The following is a 22,021-nucleotide window of genomic DNA, read 5'->3' on the forward strand; positions in this document are numbered from 1 at the left end:
GCTGCTGCTCGCGACCACGGCCGGCGTACGGATCATCCCGCTGCGCGGGACCAACCCGCCGCGCTCCTCGCGGCCCGACGGCAAGGACATCTCCCTCATGGACGACAGCCGCGCCACCGACGACCGGGCCGCGAGCCGCGCCGGCGCCGAGGACCACCTCGCCCCCGACGACCGCTTCACCCTCGACGACAGGCTGCCCGCGGACTACTTCACCGCCACGCTGCACGCCGACGTCCGGCGCGGCCTGGGCGGCACGCCGCGCACGCTGCCGCCGAAGTGGTTCTACGACGAGCGGGGCAGCGACCTGTTCGAGGAGATCACCCGGCTCCCCGAGTACTACCCGACCCGGGCCGAGCAGGAGATCCTCGACCGGCGGGCGGTGGAGATCGCCACCCTCACCCGCGCCGCGACGCTGATCGAGCTGGGCTCCGGCTCCTCGCGCAAGACCCGGCTGCTGCTGGACGCGCTGACCGCCGGCGGCACCCTGCGCCGGTACGCGCCGCTGGACGTCAGCGCGACGGCGCTGGAGGAGGCCGGCCGGGCGATCTGCCGCGACTACCCGGGTCTGCGGGTGGCCGCCACGGTCGCCGACTTCGAGGGCGGCCTCGCGCTGTCCGACGAGCCGGGCCCGCGGCTGCTGGCCTTCCTCGGCAGCACCATCGGCAACTTCGACGAGGAGCAGCGCGCCGCCTTCTACCGCACCCTGGCGCTCTCGCTGACCAGCGACGACGTCCTGCTGCTCGGCGCGGACCTGGTCAAGGAGCCGGAGGTGCTGGTCCGGGCGTACGACGACGCGGCGGGCGTCACCGCGGAGTTCGACAAGAACGTGCTGCACGTGCTCAACCGCGAGCTGGGCGCGGACTTCGACCCCGCCGGGTTCGACCACGTCGCGGTCTGGGACGCCGAGCACGAGCGGATCGAGATGCGGCTGCGCTCGCGGCGCGCGCAGGTCGCGAAGATCCCCGGCCTCGACCTGTCGGTCGACTTCGCCGAGGGCGAGGACCTGCGCACCGAGCTGTCCTGCAAGTTCCGCCGCGAGACGCTGACCGCGGAGCTGAAGGAGGGCGGATTCACAGTACGGCAGTGGTGGACCGACGCGGCCGGCCGTTTCGCGCTGCTCCTCGCGGTGCCCAACTAGAACTCCCCGCACCGCACTTGTGCGTCCGCGCCGCCCCCGGGCCGGGGGCGGCGCGGCGCGCGTCACGCTTCCGCGGACGGGGCGGGCCTCACGCGCCGACGACGCCGTCGATCCCCTCGCGCAGGAAGTCCGCGTGGCCGTTGTGCCGGCCGTACTCCAGCAGGACGTGCACCATCACCATGCGCAGCGACACCTCCTCCTCCCAGCGCGGCTGGTAGCCCGCCGCGTCCAGGGAGTCCGCGGCCGCCTCGATGCGGCGCGACTGCTCGACCTCCGCCTCCCACGCGGCGAACGCCTCGGCGCGGCTGGACCGGCTCGCGTCGTACGCCGCCTGGAAGTCCGCGGGCTTGTCCGACCACACCATCGGGGCGTCGTGGTCCTCGAACACCCGGCGGAACCAGGTACGTTCGACCTCGGCGAGATGGCGGACCAGGCCGAGCAGGGTCAGCGTGGACGGCGGTGAGGACGCGCGGCGCAACTCCTCGTCGGTCAGCCCCTGGCACTTCATCGCCAGCGTCCGCCGGTGGAAGTCGAGGAATGCCCGCAGCGTCTCGCGCTCGGTGCCGAAGGAGGGCGGCCCCACCCGGTCGTCGGTGATCGGCGCGGCGCCGGAGGGCGTGTCGTCGGTGGTCATCGGGGCAGCGTACCCGGCCGCAGCGGAACCCTTCCGTGGGGCGGCGGGTCGGCCGTTCGCGGCCACCGCGACGGCTCCCGCGTGGTGCCAGGCCCTATGCTCCCGCCCATGGGGAGATCCAGAACCATCGCGCTGACCGGTGCCGTCGTGGCGGTGGGGGCCGCCGCGACCGCGACGGTGCTCGTCCTCGGCGGGGGCGACGCGCACAAGTCCTCCGGCGGCGCCGGCACCGACACCGCGCAGCTCCAGCGGAGCATCACCCGCCGGCTGCCCGCCGGTTGGAGCAGCAGGGTGACCGCGGCCGGCGGCACCGTCGACATATGGCTGGTGCACCAGGGCGACATGGCCTCCACGATCGCCTCGATGCGCCGGAACAAGATCGTCAACACCGACGACCCGGCGATCATGACGCTCCTGCCGCCCGCCCCGCGCCACCAGGACTACCGCTTCCACATCGCCGACACCCACGACAGCACCGACCTCGTCCGGGCGGCCGTGAGCACCGCCCACCCGGCCCCGCACCCGGACCTGCAGTTCATGAGCCGGGAGTTCGTCCAGGCCCAGCTCGACGAGCTGCCCCCCGTCAGCCCCACCTCCTTCACCATCGGCTGACCGGCATCGGCGCCGGACGGCACGGCGCCGCCCGGCGCCCCTGGCGGGGGCGTCGGGCGGCGGGGTGGAAGGCGGTCCGCCGTCGGTCAGCGGACGAAGACGCCCGCCTTGTCCGCGAGGTCGAGGAAGTACTGCGGCGCGAGGCCGAGTACCACGGTGACGGCGACGCCGATGGCGATCGCGGTGGAGGTGAGCGGGGAGGGCACGGCGACCGTCGGGCCGTCGGCCTTCGGCTCGCTGAAGAACATCAGCACGATCACCCGGACGTAGAAGAACGCGGCGACCGCCGAGGAGATCACGCCGACGATGACCAGCGGCATCGCGCCGCCCTGCGCGGCGGCCTTGAAGACCGCGAACTTCCCGGCGAAGCCGGACGTCAGCGGGATGCCCGCGAAGGCCAGCAGGAAGACCGCGAAGACCGCGGCCACCAGCGGGGAGCGGCGGCCCAGGCCCGCCCAGCGCGACAGGTGGGTGGCCTCGCCGCCGGCGTCCCGCACCAGGGTGACCACCGCGAACGCGCCGAGCGTCACGAAGGAGTAGGCCGCCAGGTAGAACAGCACGGACGAGACGCCGTTCTTGTTCGTGGCGATGACACCGGCCAGGATGAAGCCCGCGTGGGCGACCGAGGAGTACGCCAGCAGGCGCTTGACGTCGGTCTGGGTGACCGCGACGATCGCGCCGAAGAGCATCGTCGCGATGGCCACGCCCCACATGACCGGCCGCCAGTCCCAGCGCATCCCGGGCAGCACCACGTACAGCAGCCGCAGCAGCGCGCCGAAGGCCGCCACCTTGGTCGCGGCGGCCATGAAGCCGGTGACCGGGGTGGGCGCGCCCTGGTAGACGTCGGGCGTCCACATGTGGAATGGCACCGCGCCGACCTTGAACAGCAGGCCCGCCGCGACCATCGCGAGACCGATCAGCAGCAGCGCGTCGTTGCCGGTGGAGTCGGCGAGGGCCGGTGTCATCTTCGCGGTGCCGTCGATCACCGACGAGATGCCGGAGTACGAGACGGTGCCCGCGTAGCCGTACAGCAGCGCGATGCCGAACAGCAGGAAGGCCGAGGAGAAGGCGCCGAGCAGGAAGTACTTGACCGCGGCCTCCTGGGACATCAGGCGGTTGCGGCGGGCCAGCGCGCACAGGATGTACAGCGGCAGCGAGAAGACCTCGAGGGCGACGAAGAGCGTCAGCAGGTCGTTGGCGGCCGGGAAGACCAGCATGCCGCCGACCGCGAAGAGCAGCAGCGGGAAGACCTCGGTGGTGGTGAAGCCGGCCCGGACCGCGGCCTTCTCCTGGTCGCCGCCGGGCACCGCGGACCCCTGCGCGGCGAAGGAGTCGACGGGCAGGCCGTGCGCCTTGGGGTCGAGGCGGCGCTCGGCGAAGGTGAACACGGCGACGATGCCGACCAGCAGGATGGTGCCCTGCAAGAAGAGCGCCGGGCCGTCGACTGCCACCGCGCCCATCGCCGCGATGTGCGCCTTGGTGGTGCCGTAGCCCTTCTCGGCCAGCGCGACGACCGCCGCGAAGGCCGCGGCGAGGCCGACCACGGAGAGCACGATCTGCGCGGTGTAGCGCTGCCGGCGCGGCAGGAAGGCTTCGAGCAGGATGCCGAGGGCCGCCGCACCGAAGACGATGAGGACCGGCGACAGCTGGGCGTACTCGATGTGCGGGGCCGGGATCTTGTCCGCGGGCGCCGCCGTCGTCCACAGGCTGTGGACGGACTGCGCCGCCGTGACGGCTGCGGGTGCGCTCACTTCTTCGCCTCCAGCGCGGGCTTGGGGTCGGTCTTGTGCACGTCGGAGAGCGTGTGCTGGACCGACGGGTTGACGATGTCCGTCACCGGTTTCGGGTACACGCCGAGGAAGAGGAGCAGGGCGATCAGCGGGGTGACGACGACGAGTTCACGCGCCCTCAGGTCGGCCATGCCCTCGACGCCGGCTTTCACCGGGCCGGTCATCGTGCGCTGGTAGAGCACCAGGACGTACAGCGCGGCCAGCACGATGCCGAGCGTCGCCACGATGCCCAGCACCGGGTAGCGGCTGAACGTGCCGACCAGCACCAGGAACTCGCTGACGAACGGCGCGAGCCCCGGCAGCGACAGCGTGGCGAGCCCGCCCACCAGGAAGGTGCCGGCGAGCACCGGCGCGACCTTCTGCACCCCGCCGAAGTCGGCGATGAGCCGCGAGCCGCGGCGGGTGATCAGGAAGCCCGCCACCAGCATCAGCGCGGCGGTGGAGATGCCGTGGTTGACCATGTAGAGCGTCGCGCCGGACTGGCCCTGGCTGGTCATCGCGAAGATGCCCAGGATGATGAAGCCGAAGTGCGACACCGACGCGTAGGCGATCAGCCGCTTGATGTCGCGCTGGCCGACGGCCAGCAGCGCGCCGTAGATGATGCTGATCACCGCGAGCACCAGGATGGTCGGGGTCGCCCACTTGGACGCCTCGGGGAAGAGCTGGAGGCAGAACCGCAGCATCGCGAAGGTGCCGACCTTGTCGACGACCGCGGTGATGAGCACCGCGACCGGCGCCGTCGACTCGCCCATCGCGTTGGGCAGCCAGGTGTGCAGCGGCCACAGCGGCGCCTTCACCGCGAAGGCGAAGAAGAAGCCGAGGAACAGCCAGCGTTCGGTGGACGTCGCCAGCTGGAGCCGGCCCGAGGCCCGCGCGCTCAGGATCTCCTGGAGCGAGAAGGTGCCGGTGCCGAGCTGCTTGGCGGTCGCCGCGTACAGCCCGATCACCGCGGCGAGCATGATCAGGCCGCCCGCCAGGTTGTAGAGCAGGAACTTCACCGCGGCGTACGAGCGCTGCCTGGCCGCCTCCTCCTCGCCGGCCGCGTGCGCGCGGTCGCCGAAACCGCCGATGAGGAAGTACATCGGGATCAGCATGGCTTCGAAGAAGATGTAGAAGAGGAAGACGTCGGTGGCCTCGAAGGAGAGCACCACCATCGCCTCGACCATCAGGATCAGCGCGAAGAAGCCCTGCGTGGGCCGCCAGCGCCGGTTCGGGTCGGCGTCCTCGAGGGGGTCCGCGTCGTGCCAGCCGGCGAGCATCACGAACGGGATGAGCAGCGCGGTCAGCGCGACCATCACCACCGCGATGCCGTCGACGCCGAGGTCGTAGCGCAGACCGAAGCTCTTCACCCAGGCGTGCGACTCGGTGAACTGGTAGCGGTCGCCGCCCGGGTCGAAGCGGACCAGGGTGACGAACGCCAGCACCAGCGTGGCCAGCGAGAAGCCCAGCGCGGTGAGTTTGGCGGCGGCCCGCCGGCCGGCCGGCACCGCCGCGGTGACGAGCGCGCCGACCGCGGGCACGGCGGCGGTCACCGTGAGGATCGGGAAGGAATCAGCCATGGGGTTCAGACCGCCCTCATCAGAAGGGTCGCGGCGACCACGACCGCGGTACCGCCGAGCATCGAGACGGCGTACGACCTGACGTAGCCGTTCTGCAGCTTGCGCAGCCGGCCGGACAGGCCGCCGACCGAGGCGGCGGTGCCGTTGACGACGCCGTCCACCAGGGAGTGGTCGAGGTAGACGAGCGACCGGGTCAGGTGCTCGCCGCCGCGGACCAGCACGACGTGGTTGATGTCGTCCTGGTACAGGTCGCGGCGCGCGGCCCGGGTGAGCAGGCTGCCGCGCGGCGCGACCGCGGGGACCGCCTTGCGCCCGTACATCAGCCAGGCGAGGGCGACGCCCACCACCAGCACCACCATGGTGCCCGCGGTGACCGCACCGGCGCTGACCGGCGAGTCGCCCTCGCTGTGGCCGGTGACCGGCTCCAGCCAGTGCAGGAACGACGAGTTGATGCTGAACAGCCCGCCCGCGAAGACCGAGCCGAAGGCCAGCACGACCATCGGGACCGTCATCGACTTCGGCGACTCGTGCGGGTGCGGCTCGTGGCCGTCCGCGTCAGCGGCCCAGCGCTTCTCGCCGAAGAAGGTCATCAGCATCACGCGGGTCATGTAGAAGGCGGTGACCGCCGCGCCGAGCATCGCCGCGCCGCCGAGGACCCAGCCCTCGGTGCCGCCCTTGGCGAAGGCCGCCTCGATGATCTTGTCCTTGGAGAAGAAGCCGGAGAGCCCCGGGAAGCCGATGATCGCCAGGTAGCCGAGGCCGAAGGTGACGAAGGTGACCGGCATGTACGTTCGCAGGCCCCCGTAACGCCGCATGTCGACCTCGTCGTTCATGCCGTGCATGACCGAGCCGGCGCCGAGGAAGAGGCCGGCCTTGAAGAAGCCGTGGGTGACCAGGTGCATGATCGCGAAGACGTAGCCGATCGGGCCGAGCCCGGCGGCCATGATCATGTAGCCGATCTGCGACATCGTGGAGCCGGCCAGCGCCTTCTTGATGTCGTCCTTCGCGCAACCGACGATCGCACCGTAGAGGAGCGTGACCGCGCCCACGGTGACCACCGCGGTCTGCGCGTCCGGAGCCGCGTTGAAGATCGCGCCGGAGCGGGTGATCAGGTAGACGCCCGCGGTCACCATCGTCGCCGCGTGGATCAGCGCGGAGACCGGGGTCGGGCCCTCCATCGCGTCACCGAGCCAGGACTGCAGCGGCACCTGCGCCGACTTGCCGCACGCGGCGAGCAGCAGCATGAAGCCGATGCCGGTGATGGTCGCGTGCTGCGAGCCCGACGCCTGGCCGACCTTGGGGAAGACGTCCGAGAAGGCGAACGACCCGAAGGTGGTGAAGAGCAGCATGATCGCCACCGAGAGGCCGATATCGCCGACCCGGTTGACCAGGAACGCCTTCTTCGCCGCGGTCGCCGCGCTCGGCTTGTGCTGCCAGAACCCGATCAGCAGGTACGAGGCGAGGCCGACGCCCTCCCAGCCCGCGTAGAGCAGGAAGTAGTTGTCGGCGAGCACCAGCAGGAGCATCGCGGCGAGGAACAGGTTGAGGAAGCCGAAGAACTTCCGCCGGTTCTCGTCGTGCTCCATGTAGCCGATCGAGTAGATGTGGATGAGCGAGCCCACCCCGGTGATCAGCAGTACGAACGTCATCGACAACTGGTCGAGCTGGAACCCGACCTGGGCCTGGAAGCCCTCCACCGGCACCCACGTCCACAGGTGCGAGGTCAGGGTGCGCTGGTCGGTGTCCTTGCCCAGCATGTCGAGGAACAGCACCACGCCGAGCGCGAAGGACACCAGGGCCAGCAGCGTGCCGAGCAGGTGGCCGGAGCGGTCGAGCCGCTTGCCGCCGGTCAGCAGGATGCCCGCGCCCAGCAACGGCGCCGCCACCAGCAGTCCGATCAGGGTTTCCACTGCGCAGCCCCTCTACAGCTTCATCAGGTTGGCGTCGTCGACCGAGGCCGAGTGGCGCGAACGGAAGATCGACACGATGATCGCCAGCCCGACCACGACCTCCGCCGCGGCCACCACCATCGTGAAGAAGGCGATGACCTGGCCGTCGAGGTTGCCGTGCAGGCGCGAGAAGGTGACGAACGCCAGGTTGCAGGCGTTCAGCATCAGCTCGACGCACATGAAGACCACGATCGCGTTGCGCCGGATGAGCACCCCGGACGCGCCGATGGTGAACAGCAGCGCCGAGAGATACAGGTAGTTGGCCGGATTCACTTGGCACCCTCCTCGGTCCGCGCGGGGTCGGCCGCCGGGTCGTCGCTGCGCACCGGGCCGAGGCCCTTGCGCTCCAGCCACTCGCCCGACGCCTGGTCCAGCGCCGCCAGCCGCCGCATCGCGTCCCGCGACACGTCGCGGACCTGGCCGCGGTCGCGCAGCGTGGAGCTGACCGACAGGTCGGCGGGCGTCCCGTCGGGGAGCAGCGCCGGGATGTCCACCGCGTTGTGCCGGGCGTACGTGCCGGGCGCCGGCAGCGGGGTGACCTGAAGGCCCGCGCGCACCCTGGCCTCGGACAGCTCGCGCTGCGTGCTGCGCTCCTCGGTGCGCTCGCGGTGCGTGAGCACCATCGCGCCGATCGCCGCGGTGATCAGCAGGGCGCCGGTGATCTCGAACGCCCACACGTAGTCGGTGAAGACCAGCTTCGCCAGGCCCTGCACGTTCCCGCCGGTGCCGGCGTTGGCCTGACCGGCCCCCGCGAAGGAGTCGAGCGAGGCGTTGCCGATGCCGGCGATCAGCAGGACGCCGAAGCCGAGGCCGCAGACGGCGGCCATCCAGCGCTGGCCCTTCAGGGTCTCCTTCAGCGAGTCGGCGGCGGTGATGCCGACCAGCATGACCACGAAGAGGAACAGCATCATGATCGCGCCGGTGTAGACGACGATCTGCACCACGCCCAGGAAGTAGGCGCCCTGGGCCAGGTAGAAGACCGCGAGCACGATCATCGTGCCGGCCAGCGACAGCGCGCTGTGCACGGACTTCTTCAGCAGGACGGTGCCGAGCGCGCCGAGCACCGCGACGGTGCCCAGCACCCAGAACTGCACGGCCTCGCCGGTGGAGGTCCGGGTGGTGGCCGCCAGGGTGCCGGCGGCCAGCGACAGGGTCGGTGTCATGCCTCGGCCCCCGTTCCCGCCGGAGCCGAACCGCCGGGGGCGGTCACCTCGTCGCCGGCGGCGTCCGCCGGGCCGGGTGCGGCCGTCTCCTCGGGCTCCTCGCCCTTGGAGACCGCCACCTGCCGTACGGTGCCGGGCGCCGCCTCGGTGACGGCGCCGCGGTAGTAGTCGCCCTCGTCCATGCCGGGGAAGATCGAGTGCGGCGACTCGACCATGCCCTCCTCCAGGCCGGAGAGCAGCTGCTCCTTGGTGAAGATCAGCGACTCGCGGGTGGAGTCGGCGAGTTCGTACTCGTTGGTCATGGTCAGCGCCCGGGTCGGGCACGCCTCGATGCACAGCCCGCACAGGATGCAGCGGGCGTAGTTGATCTGGTAGACGCGGCCGTAGCGCTCCCCCGGGGAGTAGCGCTCCTCCTCGGTGTTGTCCGCGCCCTCCACATAGATGGCGTCGGCCGGGCAGGCCCAGGCGCACAGCTCGCAGCCGATGCACTTCTCCAGCCCGTCCGGGTGCCGGTTGAGCTGGTGGCGGCCGTGGAAGCGGGGCGCGGTCGGCTTCTTGTACTCCGGGTACTGCTCGGTCAGCCGCTTCTTGAACATGGCCTTGAAGGTCACGCCGAAGCCTGCGACCGGGCCAAGGAACTCAGGCATCGCCGTCCTCCGTCTTCTGTGCGTCCTCGGTGTGCCCGCCGGCGGCGTCGGACGGGCCGTTCGCCCCGACGAGCTGGGGCTGCGCACGACTGGGGCGGCGCGGCACGCGCTCCGCCTGCTGTCCCGGCAGCGGCGGCACGGGGTAGCCGCCGGCCATCGGGTCGAACTGTTCCTGGGGCGCCAGCGGCCCGCTCTCGGCCTCGGTCCTGCGCTTGTCCTCGCGGTCCCGGAACAGGTCCACGATCAGCGAGAGCAGCAGCAGCGCCAGCACCCCGCCGCCGATGTAGAGGACGATCTTGGTGAAGTCGTAGTTCTCGTTGCGCATCGCGCGGACCGCGGCGACCAGCATCAGCCAGACCATCGAGACCGGGATGAGGACCTTCCAGCCGAGCTTCATCAGCTGGTCGTAGCGGACCCGGGGCAGGGTGCCGCGCAGCCAGATGAAGCCGAAGAGCAGCAGCTGGACCTTGATGACGAACCAGAGCATCGGCCACCAGCCGTGGTTCGCGCCCTCCCAGAAGGTGGAGACCGGCCAGGGCGCCCGCCAGCCGCCGAGGAAGAGCGTGGTGGCGACCGCCGAGACGGTCACCATGTTCACGTACTCGGCGAGCATGAACAGCGCGAACTTGATCGAGCTGTACTCGGTGTTGAAGCCGCCGACGAGGTCGCCCTCGGACTCCGGCATGTCGAACGGCGCGCGGTTGGTCTCGCCGACCATGGTCGCGATGTACACCAGGAACGACACCGGCAGCAGGATCACGTACCAGCGCGAGTGCTGCGACTCCACGATCGTCGAGGTCGACATCGAGCCGGAGTACAGGAACACCGCGGCGAACGACAGGCCCATCGCGATCTCGTACGAGATCATCTGCGCGGACGCGCGCAGGCCGCCGAGCAGCGGGTAGGTCGAACCGGAGGACCAGCCGGCCAGCACGATGCCGTAGATGCCGACGGACGCGGTGGCCAGGATGTAGAGGATGCCGATCGGCATGTCGGTGAGCTGCAGGGCAGTGCGGGTGCCGAAGATCGACACCTCGTTGTCCGCCGGGCCGAAGGGGATCACCGCGAAGGCCATGAAGGCGGGGATCGCGGCGACGATCGGCGCCAGGACGAACATCACCTTGTCGGCCCGCTTGACGTTGATGTCCTCCTTCAGCATCAGCTTCACGCCGTCGGCGAGCGACTGCAGCATGCCCCACGGGCCGTGCCGGTTGGGGCCGATGCGCAGCTGCATCCACGCCACGACCTTGCGCTCCCACACGATGGAGAACAGCACGGTCAGCATGGCGAAGGCGAAGCAGAAGACCGCCTTGAGGACGATCAGCCACCAGGGGTCGGTGCCGAAGAACGACAGGTTCTCCGTGGTGGCCGCCAGCTGGGCGGTGGCCGCGAACGGGGCGGTCATGCCTGCACCTCCGAGTCAGCCGCGCCGACGCCGACGACCTGGCCGGGGCGGGCGCCGGTGTCCGACGCCACCCCGCCTGCGACGGAGTTGAGCGGCACCCACACCACGCGGTCCGGCATCGGCGTGACGACCAGCGGCAGCGTCACGGTGCCGGCCGGGCCGGTCACCGTCAGCGGGTCGCCGTCCCGCACACCGGCCTCGGCGGCGGTCACCGCGGACAGCCGCGCCACCGCGGCGTGCCGGGTGGCGGCCAGCGCCTCGTCGCCGTCCTGCAGCCGGCCCTGGTCGAGCAGCATCCGGTGCCCGGCGAGCACCGCCTGCCCCGGCTCGGGCCGCGGCAGCGGCACCGACGAGGACAGCGGCGCGCTCGCGCGCTCCTCCCAGCCCGCCAGCGCGTCGAGTTCGGCGCGCGCATGGCGCACGTCGGACAGGCCGAGCGCCACGTCGAGCGCGTCGGCGAGCATCGTCAGCACCCGGGCGTCCGGCAGCTGGTGGCGAGTGGTCACCTGGTCGGGCTTGATCGCGGCCTCGAACATCCGGGCCCGGCCCTCCCAGTTGAGGAAGGTGCCGGACTTCTCGGCGACCGCGGCCACCGGCAGCACCACGTCGGCCCGGTCGGTCACCTCGCTCGGCCGCTGCTCCAGGCTGACCAGGAAGCCGACCGCGTCCAGCGCCTCGCGGGCGCGCGCCGGGTCGGGCAGGTCCGCGACCTCGACGCCGCCGACGACCAGCGCGGACAGCTCGCCGGCGGCCGCGGCCTCGACGATCTGCCCGGTGTCGCGGCCGTAGCGGGTGGGCAGGGCGGTCAGCCCCCACACCCGGGCGACCTGGTCGCGGGCCCGCGGGTCGGTGACCTGGCGGCCGCCGGGCAGCAGCCCGGGGAGCGCGCCGGCCTCGACCGCGCCGCGCTCGCCGGCGCGGCGCGGAATCCACGCCAGGGTGGCGCCGGTGGCGGTGGCCAGCCGCAGCGCGGCGGTCAGACCGCCGGGCACCGCGGCCAGCCGCTCGCCGACCAGGATCACCGAGCCGGCCGCGCGCAGCGCCTCCGCGGCCGCGCGGCCCGCCTCGTCGAGGCCGACACCGCCGGCGAGCGCGTCCAGCCACTCCGGTTCGGTGCCGGGCGCGGCCGGCAGCAGCACGCCGCCGGCCTTGTCCAGGCCGCGGGTGGCGTGGGTGGCCAGCGCGTAGGTCTGCTGCCCGGACTTGCGGTGCGCCTTGCGGAGCCGCAGGAAGACCCCGGGGGCCTCCTCCTCGGCCTCCAGTCCGGCGAGCAGCACCGCGGGGGCCTGCTCCAGCGCCCGGTTGGTCAGCCCGCCGCCCGCGGCCAGGTCCACTCCGCGCCCGGCGACGGCCGCGGCCAGGAAGTCGGCCTCCTCAGCGGAGTGCGGGCGGGCCCTGAAGTCCACGTCGTTGGTGCCGAGCACCACCCGGGCGAACTTGGCGTACGCGTAGGAGTCCTCGATGGTGAGCCGGCCGCCGGCCAGCACCGCGGCCCTGCCCTGCGCCGCGCCGAGCCCGGCGGCCGCGGCGGCCAGCGCCTCGGGCCAGGAGGCGGGCACGAGTTCACCCTCGGCGTCGCGGACCAGCGGGTGCGTCAGCCGCTCCGGGCGCTGCGCGTAGCGGAAGCCGAACCGGCCCTTGTCGCACAGCCATTCCTCGTTGACCTCGGGGTCGTCCGCCGCCATCCGCCGCATCACCTTGCCGCGGCGGTGGTCGGTGCGGGTCGCGCAGCCGCCCGCGCAGTGCTCGCACACCGACGGCGACGACACCAGGTCGAAGGGCCGCGAGCGGAAGCGGTACGCGGCCGAGGTGAGCGCGCCGACCGGGCAGATCTGGATGGTGTTGCCGGAGAAGTACGACTCGAACGGGTCGCCCTCGCCGATGCCGACCTGCTGGAGCGCGCCGCGCTCCAGCAGCTCGATCATCGGGTCGCCGGCGATCTGGTTGCTGAACCGGGTGCAGCGCGCGCACAGCACGCAGCGCTCGCGGTCCAGCAGCACCTGGGCGGAGATCGGCACCGGCTTCTCGTAGGTGCGCTTCCTGCCCTCGAAGCGGGTGTCGGGTTCGCCGACCTGCATCGCCTGGTTCTGCAGCGGGCACTCGCCGCCCTTGTCGCAGACCGGGCAGTCCAGCGGGTGGTTGATCAGCAGCAGCTCCATCACGCCGCGCTGCGCCTTCTCGGCGACCGGCGAGGTGAGCTGGGTGGAGATCACCATGCCGTCGGTGCAGGTGATGGTGCAGGACGCGACGGGCTTGCGCTGCCCCTCGATCTCCACGATGCACTGCCGGCAGGCGCCCGCCGGGTCGAGCAGCGGATGGTCGCAGAACCGCGGGATCTCGATCCCGACCAGCTCCGCGGCCCGGATGACGAGCGTGCCCTTGGGCACGGAGACCGCGATGCCGTCGATGCTGACGGAGACCAGGTCTTCCGGTGGCACCGCCGTTCCCCCGGAGGGTGCGCCGGTTGTCGTGACGGTCACGCGTTGACCTCCGTACGGGACTTGTCGGCCCAGGCGGTGGAGCGGGCCGGGTCGAACGGGCAGCCCCCGCGCTCGATGTGCTCCTCGTACTCCGCGCGGAAGTACTTCAGGGAGGAGAAGATCGGGGCGGCGGCTCCGTCGCCCAGCGCGCAGAAGGACTTGCCGTTGATGTTGTCGGCGATGTCGTTGAGCTTGTCCAGGTCCGAGGGGAGCCCGCCGCCGCTCTCGATGGACCGCAGCAGCTGGACCAGCCAGTAGGTGCCCTCGCGGCACGGCGTGCACTTGCCGCACGACTCGTGGGCGTAGAACTCGGTCCAGCGGGTGACGGCCCGCACCACGCAGGTCGTCTCGTCGAAGCACTGGAGTGCCTTGGTGCCGAGCATGGAGCCGGCCGCGCCGACGCCCTCGTAGTCCAGCGGCACGTCGAGGTGCTCGTCGGTGAACATCGGGGTGGAGGAGCCGCCGGGCGTCCAGAACTTCAGCCGGTGCCCCGGCCGCATGCCGCCGCCCATGTCGAGCAGCTGCCGCAGCGTGACGCCGAGCGGGCCCTCGTACTGGCCGGGCCTGGCGACGTGGCCGGAGAGCGAGTAGAGCGTGAAGCCCGGGGACTTCTCGCTGCCCATCGACTTGAACCAGTCCTTGCCGCGGTTGATGATCGCGGGGACCGAGGCGATGGACTCGACGTTGTTCACCACGGTGGGGCAGGCGTACAGGCCCTCCACGGCGGGGAAGGGCGGCCGGAGCCTGGGCTGGCCGCGGCGGCCCTCCAGGGAGTCCAGCAGCGCGGTCTCCTCACCGCAGATGTAGGCGCCGGCGCCGGCGTGGACGGTGATGTCCAGGTCGAAGCCGCTGCCCTTGATGTTCTTGCCGAGGTAGCCGGCCTCGTACGCCTCGCGGACCGCTTCGTGCAGCCGGCGCAGCACCGGCACGACCTCGCCGCGCAGGTAGATGAAGGCGTGCTGCGAGCGGATCGCCCAGCACGCGATGATCATGCCCTCGATCAGCGCGTGCGGGTTGGCGAACAGCAGCGGGATGTCCTTGCAGGTGCCCGGCTCCGACTCGTCCGCGTTGACCACCAGGTAGTGCGGCTTGCCGTCGCCCTGCGGGATGAACTGCCACTTCATGCCGGTGGGGAAGCCCGCGCCGCCGCGGCCGCGCAGACCGGAGTCCTTGACGTACGCGATCAGGTCGTCGGGCGCCATCGCCAGCGCCTTGGTGAGCGCCTGGTAGCCGTCGTGCCTGCGGTAGGTGTCCAGCGTCCAGGAGCGCGGGTCGTCCCAGAACGCCGACAGCACGGGCGCGAGCAGCTTCTCGGCCGGTTCCACGGTCATCACTCGCCCTCCTCCTCGGTGGCGTGGTCGGCGGCCGGGTCGGCGGGGTGCGCCGGGTCCGACTGCGCGGTGGTGTTCGGCGCGTCGTGCGAGCTGGGGTGCTCGGCGGGCGACGGCGAGCCGCCGGTGGCGTGCAGCCCGGCGTCGTCGCGCGGCTCCTCGGCGCGCTGGCTGACCACCCGCGCCGGGGCGGCCTCGCCGCGGTGCAGCCGCAGGCCGGCCAGCGAGGCGGGACCGGCGCCGCCGGTCGCCTCGACGGCGCCCTCGCGCTCGTCGGGGAAGCCGGCCAGGATGCGCGCGGTCTCCTTGTACGTGCACAGCGGGGCGCCGCGGGTGGGCCGGACCTCGCGTCCGGCGATCAGGTCGTCGACCAGCTGCCGGGCCGAGTCGGGCGTCTGGTTGTCGAAGAACTCCCAGTTCACCATCACCACCGGCGCGAAGTCGCAGGCCGCGTTGCACTCGATGTGCTCCAGCGTGACCTTGCCGTCGGCGGTGGTCTCGTCGTTGCCGACGCCGAGGTGCTCCTTGAGGTCGTCGAAGATCGCGTCGCCGCCCATCACCGCGCAGAGCGTGTTGGTGCAGACGCCGACCTGGTAGTCGCCGGACGGCTTGCGGCGGTACATCGTGTAGAAGGTGGAGACCGCGGTGACCTCGGCGGTGGTCAGCTCCAGCACCTCGGCGCAGAAGCGGACGCCGGTCCGGGTGACGTACCCCTCCTCCGACTGCACCAGGTGCAGCAGCGGCAGCAGTGCGCTGCGCGAGTCGGGGTAGCGGGCGATCACCTCCTTCGCGTCGGTCTCCAGCCGGGCCCGGACGTCGGCCGGGTAGTCGGGCGCGGGCATCTCGGGGATTCCCAGGGACACTTCGGCGCTCATCGGTCGACACCTCCCATCACGGGGTCGATGGACGCCACGGCCACGATGACGTCGGCGACCTGGCCGCCTTCGCACATCGCGGCCATGGACTGCAGGTTGGTGAAGGAGGGGTCGCGGAAGTGGACCCGGTAGGGGCGGGTGCCGCCGTCGCTGACGACGTGCACGCCCAGTTCGCCCTTCGCGGACTCCACCGCCGCGTACGCCTGGCCGGGCGGCACCCGGAACCCCTCGGTGACGAGCTTGAAGTGGTGGATGAGCGCCTCCATCGAGGTGCCCATGATCTTCTTGATGTGGTCGAGCGAGTTGCCCATGCCGTCCGGGCCCAGCGCGAGCTGCGCGGGCCAGGCGATCTTCTTGTCCTCGACCATCACCGGGCCGGGCGCGAGCCGGTCCAGGCACTGCTCGACGATCCGCAGGCTCTGCTCCATCTCGTGCAGCCGCACCAGGAACCGGCCGTAGGAGTCGCAGGTGTCGGTGGTCGGCACCTCGAACTCGTAGGTCTCGTAGCCGCAGTAGGGGTCGGACTTGCGCAGGTCGTGCGGCAGCCCGGCGGCCCGCAGGATCGGTCCGGTGGCGCCGAGCGCCATGCAGCCGGCCAGGTCGAGGTAGCCGACGTCCTGCATGCGGCCCTTGAAGATCGGGTTGCCGGTGGCGAGCTTGTCGTACTCCGGCAGGTTCTTCCGGAACTTCCTGACGAACTCCCTGACCTGGTCGACCGCGCCGGGCGGCAGGTCCTGGGCGAGGCCGCCGGGGCGCACGTACGCGTGGTTCATCCGCAGCCCGGTGACCAGCTCGAAGATGTCGAGGATCATCTCGCGGTCGCGGAAGCCGTAGATCATGATGGTGGTGGCGCCCAGCTCCATGCCGCCGGTGGCGATGCACACCAGGTGCGAGGAGATCCGGTTCAGCTCCATCAGCATCACGCGGATGACGGTCGCCCGGTCCGGGATGGTGTCGGTGATGCCGAGCAGCTTCTCCACCGCCAGGCAGTACGCGGTCTCGTTGAACAGCGGCGTCAGGTAGTCCATGCGCGTCACGAACGTGGACCCCTGGGTCCAGGTGCGGAACTCCATGTTCTTCTCGATGCCGGTGTGCAGGTAGCCGATGCCGGAGCGGGCCTCGGTGACCGTCTCGCCGTCGATCTCCAGGATCAGCCGGAGCACGCCGTGGGTGGACGGGTGCTGCGGGCCCATGTTGACGATGATCCGCTCGTCGTCGGCCTTGCCGACGGTCTCGGCCAGCTCGTCCCAGTCGCCGCCGGTGACGGTGAAGACGCGGCCCTCGGTGGTCTCCCGCTCCTCGGCCTGGGCGGGTGCGTGCGGTGTGCTGTGCGTGCTGCTCATCAGCTGTACGACCTCCGCTGGTCGGGAGCCGGGATCTGGGCGCCCTTGTACTCGACGGGAATGCCGCCGAGCGGGTAGTCCTTGCGCTGCGGGTGGCCGGGCCAGTCGTCCGGCATCATGATCCGGGTGAGCGCGGGGTGGCCGTCGAAGACGATGCCGAAGAAGTCGTACGTCTCGCGCTCGTGCCAGTCGTTGGTCGGGTAGACGCTCACCAGCGAGGGGATGTGCGGGTCGGCGTCGGGGGCGCTGACCTCGACCCTGACCAGCCGGCCGTGGGTGACCGAGCGCAGGTGGTAGACGGCGTGCAGCTCGCGGCCCTCGTCGCCGGGGTAGTGCACGCCGCTGACGCCGGTGCACAGCTCGAAGCGCAGCGCGGGGTCGTCGCGCAGGGTGCGGGCCACCCGCAGCAGGTGCTCGCGGGCGACGTGGAAGGTCAGTTCGCCGCGGTCCACGACGGTCTTCTCGATCGCGTCGGCGGGCGCCAGGCCCTGCTCCTCCAGCGCGCCCTCCAGCTCGTCGGCGATCTCGTCGAAGATCCCGCCGTACGGCCTGCTCGCCGCTCCGGGCAGGCGCACGGTGCGGACCAGGCCGCCGTACCCGGAGGTGTCGCCGCTGCTGCCGGCGCCGAACATGCCCTTGCGGACGCCGATGACCTCGCCGGCGCCGTCGCGCGGGGCGGGGACGCCGCCGCCTGTCCCGGGGGTGTCCGGGGTGCCGTTGGCCTCGCTCATCGCAGCAGCCCCTTCATCTCGATCGTCGGGAGCGCCTTGCGGGCCGCCTCCTCCGCCTCGCGGGCCGCCTCCTCGCGGTTCACGCCGAGCTTGGAGTGCTGGATCTTCTCGTGCAGCTTGAGGATCGCGTCCAGCAGCATCTCGGGGCGCGGCGGGCAGCCCGGCAGGTAGATGTCGACCGGCACGATGTGGTCGACGCCCTGCACGATCGCGTAGTTGTTGAACATCCCGCCGCTGGAGGCGCAGACGCCCATCGAGATGACCCACTTGGGGTTCGGCATCTGGTCGTAGACCTGGCGCAGCACCGGGGCCATCTTCTGGCTCACCCGGCCGGCCACGATCATCAGGTCGGCCTGCCGCGGCGAGCCGCGGAAGACCTCCATGCCGAACCGGGCCATGTCGTACCGCCCGGCGCCGGTGGTCATCATCTCGATGGCGCAGCAGGCGAGTCCGAAGGTGGCCGGGAAGACCGACGCCTTACGCACCCAGCCCGCCGCGGTCTCCACCGTCGTGAGCAGGAATCCGCTCGGCAGTTTCTCTTCGATACCCATGGGTTGGCTCCTGGTCCCCTCGGTCCCCTGGTCCTCGTGTGTCCGCTAGTCCCACTCCAGGCCGCCGCGCCGCCACACGTACGCGTAGGCGACGAAGACGGTGAGCACGAAGAGGAGCATCTCCACGAGCCCGAACATCCCCAGCCGGTCGAACGTGACGGCCCAGGGATAGAGGAAGACGATCTCGATGTCGAAGACGATGAAGAGCATCGCCGTCAGGTAGTACTTGATCGGGAAGCGCCCGCCGCCGGCCGGCTGCGGGGTGGGCTCGATGCCGCACTCGTACGCTTCCAATTTGGCCCGGTTGTACCGTTTGGGCCCGATGATCGAGGCCATCACAACGGAGAAGATCGCGAAGCCGGCCGCGAGACCTCCGAGTACGAGGATGGGCGCGTAGGCATTCACCGGACTCGCTCCTTCCAGTCGACAGTGACTGATGCATGCAGACCGTCACCCGGTGCGTGTGAGCGGTCACCCAGAGACGAAGATCGCGCCTATGTGAGGCAGTTCACAAGCCCAAGCTGCCCGCATCCTATGCCTGCCGGTCTGTGATCTGCGACACGGGGGTACGCACCGGCTTTGTGATCTCCACCACCCGGCGAACGATCATGAAGTCGGATGAGCGGTGATCTTGTGGCGGATGCGGCCCAAACGATCACTTCACGCCACATTCAAGGGCGTTACCGCTGGTCAGCAGGGCATGTGCACTACCAAACGAACGGCGTCCCAAGCAAATTGGAATTGGACTTCGGGCCGTGATAGCGCCCGCCGACCCGGCCGGGTGACCGCGGGAACCCCGAAATGACGCGTGTGAACGCGTGCACGAGCGCATACCTGACCGGACGGATCAAAACGGTTCAAAGCGTCCGTCAACCAAGATCCCGAAACGGGCAATTGGGCCGTGAACACGTCAAGTGTGGCGCATCCCACCTTTGTTGAACGGAACCTTTCGTTCCTGATAGCCAGAGACGCATGTCCCCGAACCAGCTGCGGACGCAACAGTCCGACACGCATACCCATACAGGCCGCCGACGGCACGCGGCGCCCAGCGAGACCCACTGGACTCGCCGGGCCGGACTCGTCGGCGGCGTCGTCAGCGCGCTCGCCCTGTGCGGCGCGGCCGCTCCGGCCATGGCCGAGAACACGCACGGACACCACAAGCACACCTCCGCGTCGCACGCCTCGCCGTCCGCCGCGGTGCAGACGGTGGCGCTGTCCGACGTCGCGTCCTCCCGGCAGGCCGCCGCCGCCTTCGAGCAGACCGCGATCCAGGCGCAGCTGGTCGCCACCCAGCAGCGCGACGCGGCCGCCGCCGCGAAGGCCGCCGCGGTGAAGAAGGCCGCACAGGCCAGGGCCGCCAAGGCCGCCGCCATCGCCAAGGCCGCCAAGGCGCGGGCCGCCGCGCAGGCCGCCTCCCGCTCCGCCGCCCGCACCCCGCTGGCGCTGGTGCCGACGGCGTCGACGACGCCGGCCGCCGCGACCAGGACGGCCTCGGCGAGCACCACCGTCGCCGCCGCCTCCTCCGGCAAGGTCGACCAGCTGATCGCCTTCCTGAAGTCGCAGCTGGGCAAGCCGTACGTGTACGGCGCCACGGGACCCGGTTCCTACGACTGCTCCGGCCTGACCCAGGCCGCCTTCGCCTCGGTCGGCGTCACCCTGCCGCGGACCTCGCAGGAGCAGTCCACCGCCGGCACCCCGGTGTCCGTCTCCGCCCTCCAGCCCGGCGACCTGATCTTCTGGGGCGGCGAGGGCAGCGCCTACCACGTGGGCGTCTTCATCGGCGACGGCCAGTACCTGGACGCGGCCAACCCGTCCACGCCGGTGGCCATCCACCAGCTGGCCGACTACATGCCCGACTGGGCGGTCCGGGTCCTCTGACCCGCTCCCCCTCTCCACCCCCCGGCCGTCCCGTCCGCGCCACCGCGGCGCACCGGCCGGACGCACCGTCACGCCCCGGCCCGCCGGCCCTGCCGCCGGCGGGCCCGGAGCGAGCCGGTCCGACGCCGGGACGCGGGTCCCGACCCCGGGAGCACCCCCCGGCGTCACCGGCCGCCGCCCTCCCGCCCGGCCCCACCCCCCGGCCCGGCGCGGGCGGCGGTCCCCGGACGGCGCGGCCCGCACCGGCACACTGGCGGCATGATCTTCGGCCGTGACCGCCGCAAGCGCCGCGAGCGCGCGCTCGTCCATCTGCAGAGCGCGGCGCGGCTGCTCGACGACGAGCGGCCCCACACGTACATCGCGGTGCTCGACCAGCTCACCCACTACCGGCTGCCGGCGGTCTTCCAGGCGCTCGCCGAGCTGGCCGACGGCGTGGCACTGCCCGCCTTCTGGCGCGAGCTGGACGGCGCGGCCCGCGAGCTGCGCCTCTACACCTCCGCGCAGCCGGCCAGGCTGCGCGCCGCCGCCGACCTGTGCCGCCGCCACGCCGGGCGCCCCCCGGAGGGCGGCCCGCCCGCGGCGGGCTGAGCCCGCCGCGGGCGGGCGCGGCGGCGGGCCACCGCCGAAGGGCAGCCGTCAGGCGCTGGGGGTGATCTTCGTCAGGCCGTTGATCACGCGGTCCATCGCGTCGCCGCCGGTCGGGTCGGTCAGGTTGGCGAGCAGCTTCAGGCAGAACCGCATCAGCATCGGGTGGGTGAGGCCGCGCTGGGTGCACATCTGGAGCACCTTCGGGTTGCCGATCAGCTTCACGAAGGCGCGGCCGAGCGTGTAGTAGCCGCCGTAGGTGTCCTTCAGGACGCGCGGGTAGTTCTGCAGCGCCAGTTCCCGCTGCCCCGCGGTCGCGCGGGCGTGCGCCTGGGTGATGACGTCGGCGGCGAGCTGGCCGGACTCCATCGCGTAGGCGATGCCCTCGCCGTTGAACGGGTTGACGAGGCCGCCCGCGTCGCCGACCAGCAGCAGGCCGCGGGTGTAGTGCGGCTGCCGGTTGAAGGCCATCGGCAGCGCCGCGCCGCGGATCGGCTGGGTCATGTTCTCCGGGGTGAAGCCCCAGTCCTCCGGCATCGAGCCGACCCACGCCTTGAGCACCTCGCGCCAGTCCAGCTCGCGGAAGGCCGCCGAGGAGTTGAGGATGCCGAGGCCGACGTTGGAGGTGCCGTCGCCGAGGCCGAAGATCCATCCGTAGCCGGGGAGCTGGCGGTCCTGCGGGCCGCGCCGGTCCCACAACTCCAGCCACGACTCCAGGTAGTCGTCCTCGTGCCGGGGCGAGGTGAAGTACGTGCGGACCGCGACGCCCATCGGCCGGTCCTCGCGGCGGTGCAGCCCCATCGCCAGCGACAGCCGGGTGGAGTTGCCGTCGGCGGCGACCACCAGCGGCGCGCTGAAGGCGACCGGCGTCTTCTCCTCGCCGAGCTTCGCGGTGACACCGGTGATCCGGCCGCTGCGCTCGTCCAGCAGCGGTCCGCCGACGTTGCACCGCTCGTACAGCCGCGCACCGGCCTTGACGGCCTGCTGGGCGAGGAGGTCGTCGAAGTCCTCGCGCTTGCGGACCAGTCCGTACTCCGGATAGGTGGCCAGCTCGGGCCAGTCCATCTCCAGCCGCATGCCGCCGCTGATGATGCGCAGGCCCTTGTTGCGCAGCCAGCCGGCCTCCTCGGAGACGTCGATGCCCATCGACACCAGCTGCTTGGTGGCGCGCGGGGTCAGGCCGTCGCCGCATACCTTCTCGCGCGGGAAGGCGGTCTTCTCCAGGAGCAGGACGTCGAGTCCCGCCTTGGCCAGGTAGTACGCGGTCGTCGAACCTGCGGGCCCGGCGCCGACGACGATCACATCGGCACTGCGCTCGGAAGGGGCGGCGGTGTCGGTCACGGTGGGCTC

Annotated in this window: 20 protein-coding genes; 4 read left to right on the top strand and 16 right to left on the bottom strand. The window is 71.5% G+C overall.

The genetic code is table 11. The annotated features are described in order from the left end of the window. The first annotated feature begins 193 nt into the window (after positions 1-193). The gene (gene egtD, locus V2S66_RS08090; RefSeq protein ID WP_413966331.1) at positions 194-1,138 is read left to right on the top strand and encodes an L-histidine N(alpha)-methyltransferase; all 945 of its coding nucleotides are present in this window, start codon (positions 194-196) and stop codon (positions 1,136-1,138) included. Positions 1,139-1,226: 88 nt separating this feature from the next. On the opposite strand, the gene V2S66_RS08095 is transcribed toward egtD, so the two are convergent. Continuing rightward, positions 1,227-1,772 carry a DinB family protein gene (locus V2S66_RS08095; RefSeq protein ID WP_330793831.1) on the bottom strand — a complete coding sequence of 182 codons (546 nt, stop codon included), beginning with the start codon at positions 1,770-1,772 and terminating at the stop codon, positions 1,227-1,229. Positions 1,773-1,880: 108 nt separating this feature from the next. On the opposite strand from V2S66_RS08095, the gene V2S66_RS08100 reads away from it, so the two are divergent. Continuing rightward, positions 1,881-2,384 carry a hypothetical protein gene (locus V2S66_RS08100; RefSeq protein ID WP_330793832.1) on the top strand — a complete coding sequence of 168 codons (504 nt, stop codon included), beginning with the start codon at positions 1,881-1,883 and terminating at the stop codon, positions 2,382-2,384. An 86-nt stretch (positions 2,385-2,470) separates the two neighbouring features. Here the strand turns inward: V2S66_RS08100 and nuoN are convergent, their stop codons facing one another. The 14 genes from nuoN to V2S66_RS08170 are packed head-to-tail and all read right to left on the bottom strand — an operon-like array spanning position 2,471 to position 18,613. After that, the gene (gene nuoN, locus V2S66_RS08105) at positions 2,471-4,135 is read right to left on the bottom strand and encodes an NADH-quinone oxidoreductase subunit NuoN (RefSeq protein WP_330793833.1); all 1,665 of its coding nucleotides are present in this window, start codon (positions 4,133-4,135) and stop codon (positions 2,471-2,473) included. Further along, positions 4,132-5,733 (bottom strand): NADH-quinone oxidoreductase subunit M, encoded by a 1,602-nt coding sequence (locus V2S66_RS08110; protein WP_330793835.1) that lies wholly within the window; start codon positions 5,731-5,733, stop codon positions 4,132-4,134. The genes nuoN and V2S66_RS08110 overlap by 4 nt, the downstream gene beginning before the upstream one ends. 5 nt (positions 5,734-5,738) lie before the next feature. Beyond that, the gene (gene nuoL, locus V2S66_RS08115; RefSeq protein ID WP_330793837.1) at positions 5,739-7,643 is read right to left on the bottom strand and encodes an NADH-quinone oxidoreductase subunit L; all 1,905 of its coding nucleotides are present in this window, start codon (positions 7,641-7,643) and stop codon (positions 5,739-5,741) included. Positions 7,644-7,655: 12 nt separating this feature from the next. After that, entirely contained in the window at positions 7,656-7,955 is a 300-nt protein-coding gene (gene nuoK / locus V2S66_RS08120; RefSeq protein ID WP_330793838.1) for an NADH-quinone oxidoreductase subunit NuoK, read from the bottom strand. Continuing rightward, the gene (locus tag V2S66_RS08125; RefSeq protein WP_330793839.1) at positions 7,952-8,845 is read right to left on the bottom strand and encodes an NADH-quinone oxidoreductase subunit J; all 894 of its coding nucleotides are present in this window, start codon (positions 8,843-8,845) and stop codon (positions 7,952-7,954) included. Before V2S66_RS08125 ends, nuoK begins: the two co-directional genes overlap by 4 nt. Further along, the gene (nuoI, locus tag V2S66_RS08130; RefSeq protein WP_330793841.1) at positions 8,842-9,492 is read right to left on the bottom strand and encodes an NADH-quinone oxidoreductase subunit NuoI; all 651 of its coding nucleotides are present in this window, start codon (positions 9,490-9,492) and stop codon (positions 8,842-8,844) included. Before nuoI ends, V2S66_RS08125 begins: the two co-directional genes overlap by 4 nt. Beyond that, positions 9,485-10,897, bottom strand: coding sequence for an NADH-quinone oxidoreductase subunit NuoH (gene nuoH / locus V2S66_RS08135; protein ID WP_330793842.1), 1,413 nt, complete (start codon positions 10,895-10,897; stop codon positions 9,485-9,487). The genes nuoI and nuoH overlap by 8 nt, the downstream gene beginning before the upstream one ends. Further along, complete coding sequence (locus V2S66_RS08140) at positions 10,894-13,377, bottom strand: NADH-quinone oxidoreductase subunit G (RefSeq protein WP_330793843.1); 2,484 nt, start codon at positions 13,375-13,377, stop codon at positions 10,894-10,896. The genes nuoH and V2S66_RS08140 overlap by 4 nt, the downstream gene beginning before the upstream one ends. Then, the gene (gene nuoF, locus V2S66_RS08145; RefSeq protein ID WP_330793844.1) at positions 13,374-14,708 is read right to left on the bottom strand and encodes an NADH-quinone oxidoreductase subunit NuoF; all 1,335 of its coding nucleotides are present in this window, start codon (positions 14,706-14,708) and stop codon (positions 13,374-13,376) included. Before nuoF ends, V2S66_RS08140 begins: the two co-directional genes overlap by 4 nt. Next, the gene (gene nuoE, locus V2S66_RS08150; protein ID WP_330793845.1) at positions 14,708-15,583 is read right to left on the bottom strand and encodes an NADH-quinone oxidoreductase subunit NuoE; all 876 of its coding nucleotides are present in this window, start codon (positions 15,581-15,583) and stop codon (positions 14,708-14,710) included. Before nuoE ends, nuoF begins: the two co-directional genes overlap by 1 nt. Next, positions 15,580-16,926, bottom strand: a complete 1,347-nt coding sequence (locus V2S66_RS08155; protein ID WP_330793846.1) for an NADH-quinone oxidoreductase subunit D — start codon at positions 16,924-16,926, stop codon at positions 15,580-15,582. The genes nuoE and V2S66_RS08155 overlap by 4 nt, the downstream gene beginning before the upstream one ends. Continuing rightward, a complete protein-coding gene (locus V2S66_RS08160) occupies positions 16,926-17,657 on the bottom strand; it encodes an NADH-quinone oxidoreductase subunit C (protein ID WP_330793847.1) in 732 nt (243 codons plus the stop codon). Before V2S66_RS08160 ends, V2S66_RS08155 begins: the two co-directional genes overlap by 1 nt. After that, entirely contained in the window at positions 17,654-18,208 is a 555-nt protein-coding gene (locus V2S66_RS08165) for a NuoB/complex I 20 kDa subunit family protein (RefSeq protein ID WP_330793848.1), read from the bottom strand. Before V2S66_RS08165 ends, V2S66_RS08160 begins: the two co-directional genes overlap by 4 nt. A 45-nt stretch (positions 18,209-18,253) precedes the next feature. Further along, on the bottom strand, positions 18,254-18,613 hold the full coding sequence (locus V2S66_RS08170; RefSeq protein ID WP_330793849.1) for an NADH-quinone oxidoreductase subunit A: 360 nt from the start codon (positions 18,611-18,613) through the stop codon (positions 18,254-18,256). Between the two features lie 567 nt (positions 18,614-19,180). Between V2S66_RS08170 and V2S66_RS08175 the strand changes: the two genes are divergently transcribed. Next, positions 19,181-20,086, top strand: coding sequence for a C40 family peptidase (locus tag V2S66_RS08175; RefSeq protein WP_330793850.1), 906 nt, complete (start codon positions 19,181-19,183; stop codon positions 20,084-20,086). Between the two features lie 258 nt (positions 20,087-20,344). After that, positions 20,345-20,674 (top strand): hypothetical protein, encoded by a 330-nt coding sequence (locus V2S66_RS08180; protein WP_330793852.1) that lies wholly within the window; start codon positions 20,345-20,347, stop codon positions 20,672-20,674. Positions 20,675-20,722: 48 nt separating this feature from the next. Here the strand turns inward: V2S66_RS08180 and V2S66_RS08185 are convergent, their stop codons facing one another. Continuing rightward, entirely contained in the window at positions 20,723-22,012 is a 1,290-nt protein-coding gene (locus V2S66_RS08185) for a geranylgeranyl reductase family protein (RefSeq protein ID WP_330793854.1), read from the bottom strand. Positions 22,013-22,021 lie beyond the last annotated feature (9 nt).

This window comes from Actinacidiphila polyblastidii, from assembly GCF_036353415.1.
In the GTDB taxonomy this organism is placed as follows: Bacteria; Actinomycetota; Actinomycetes; order Streptomycetales; family Streptomycetaceae; genus Actinacidiphila; species Actinacidiphila polyblastidii.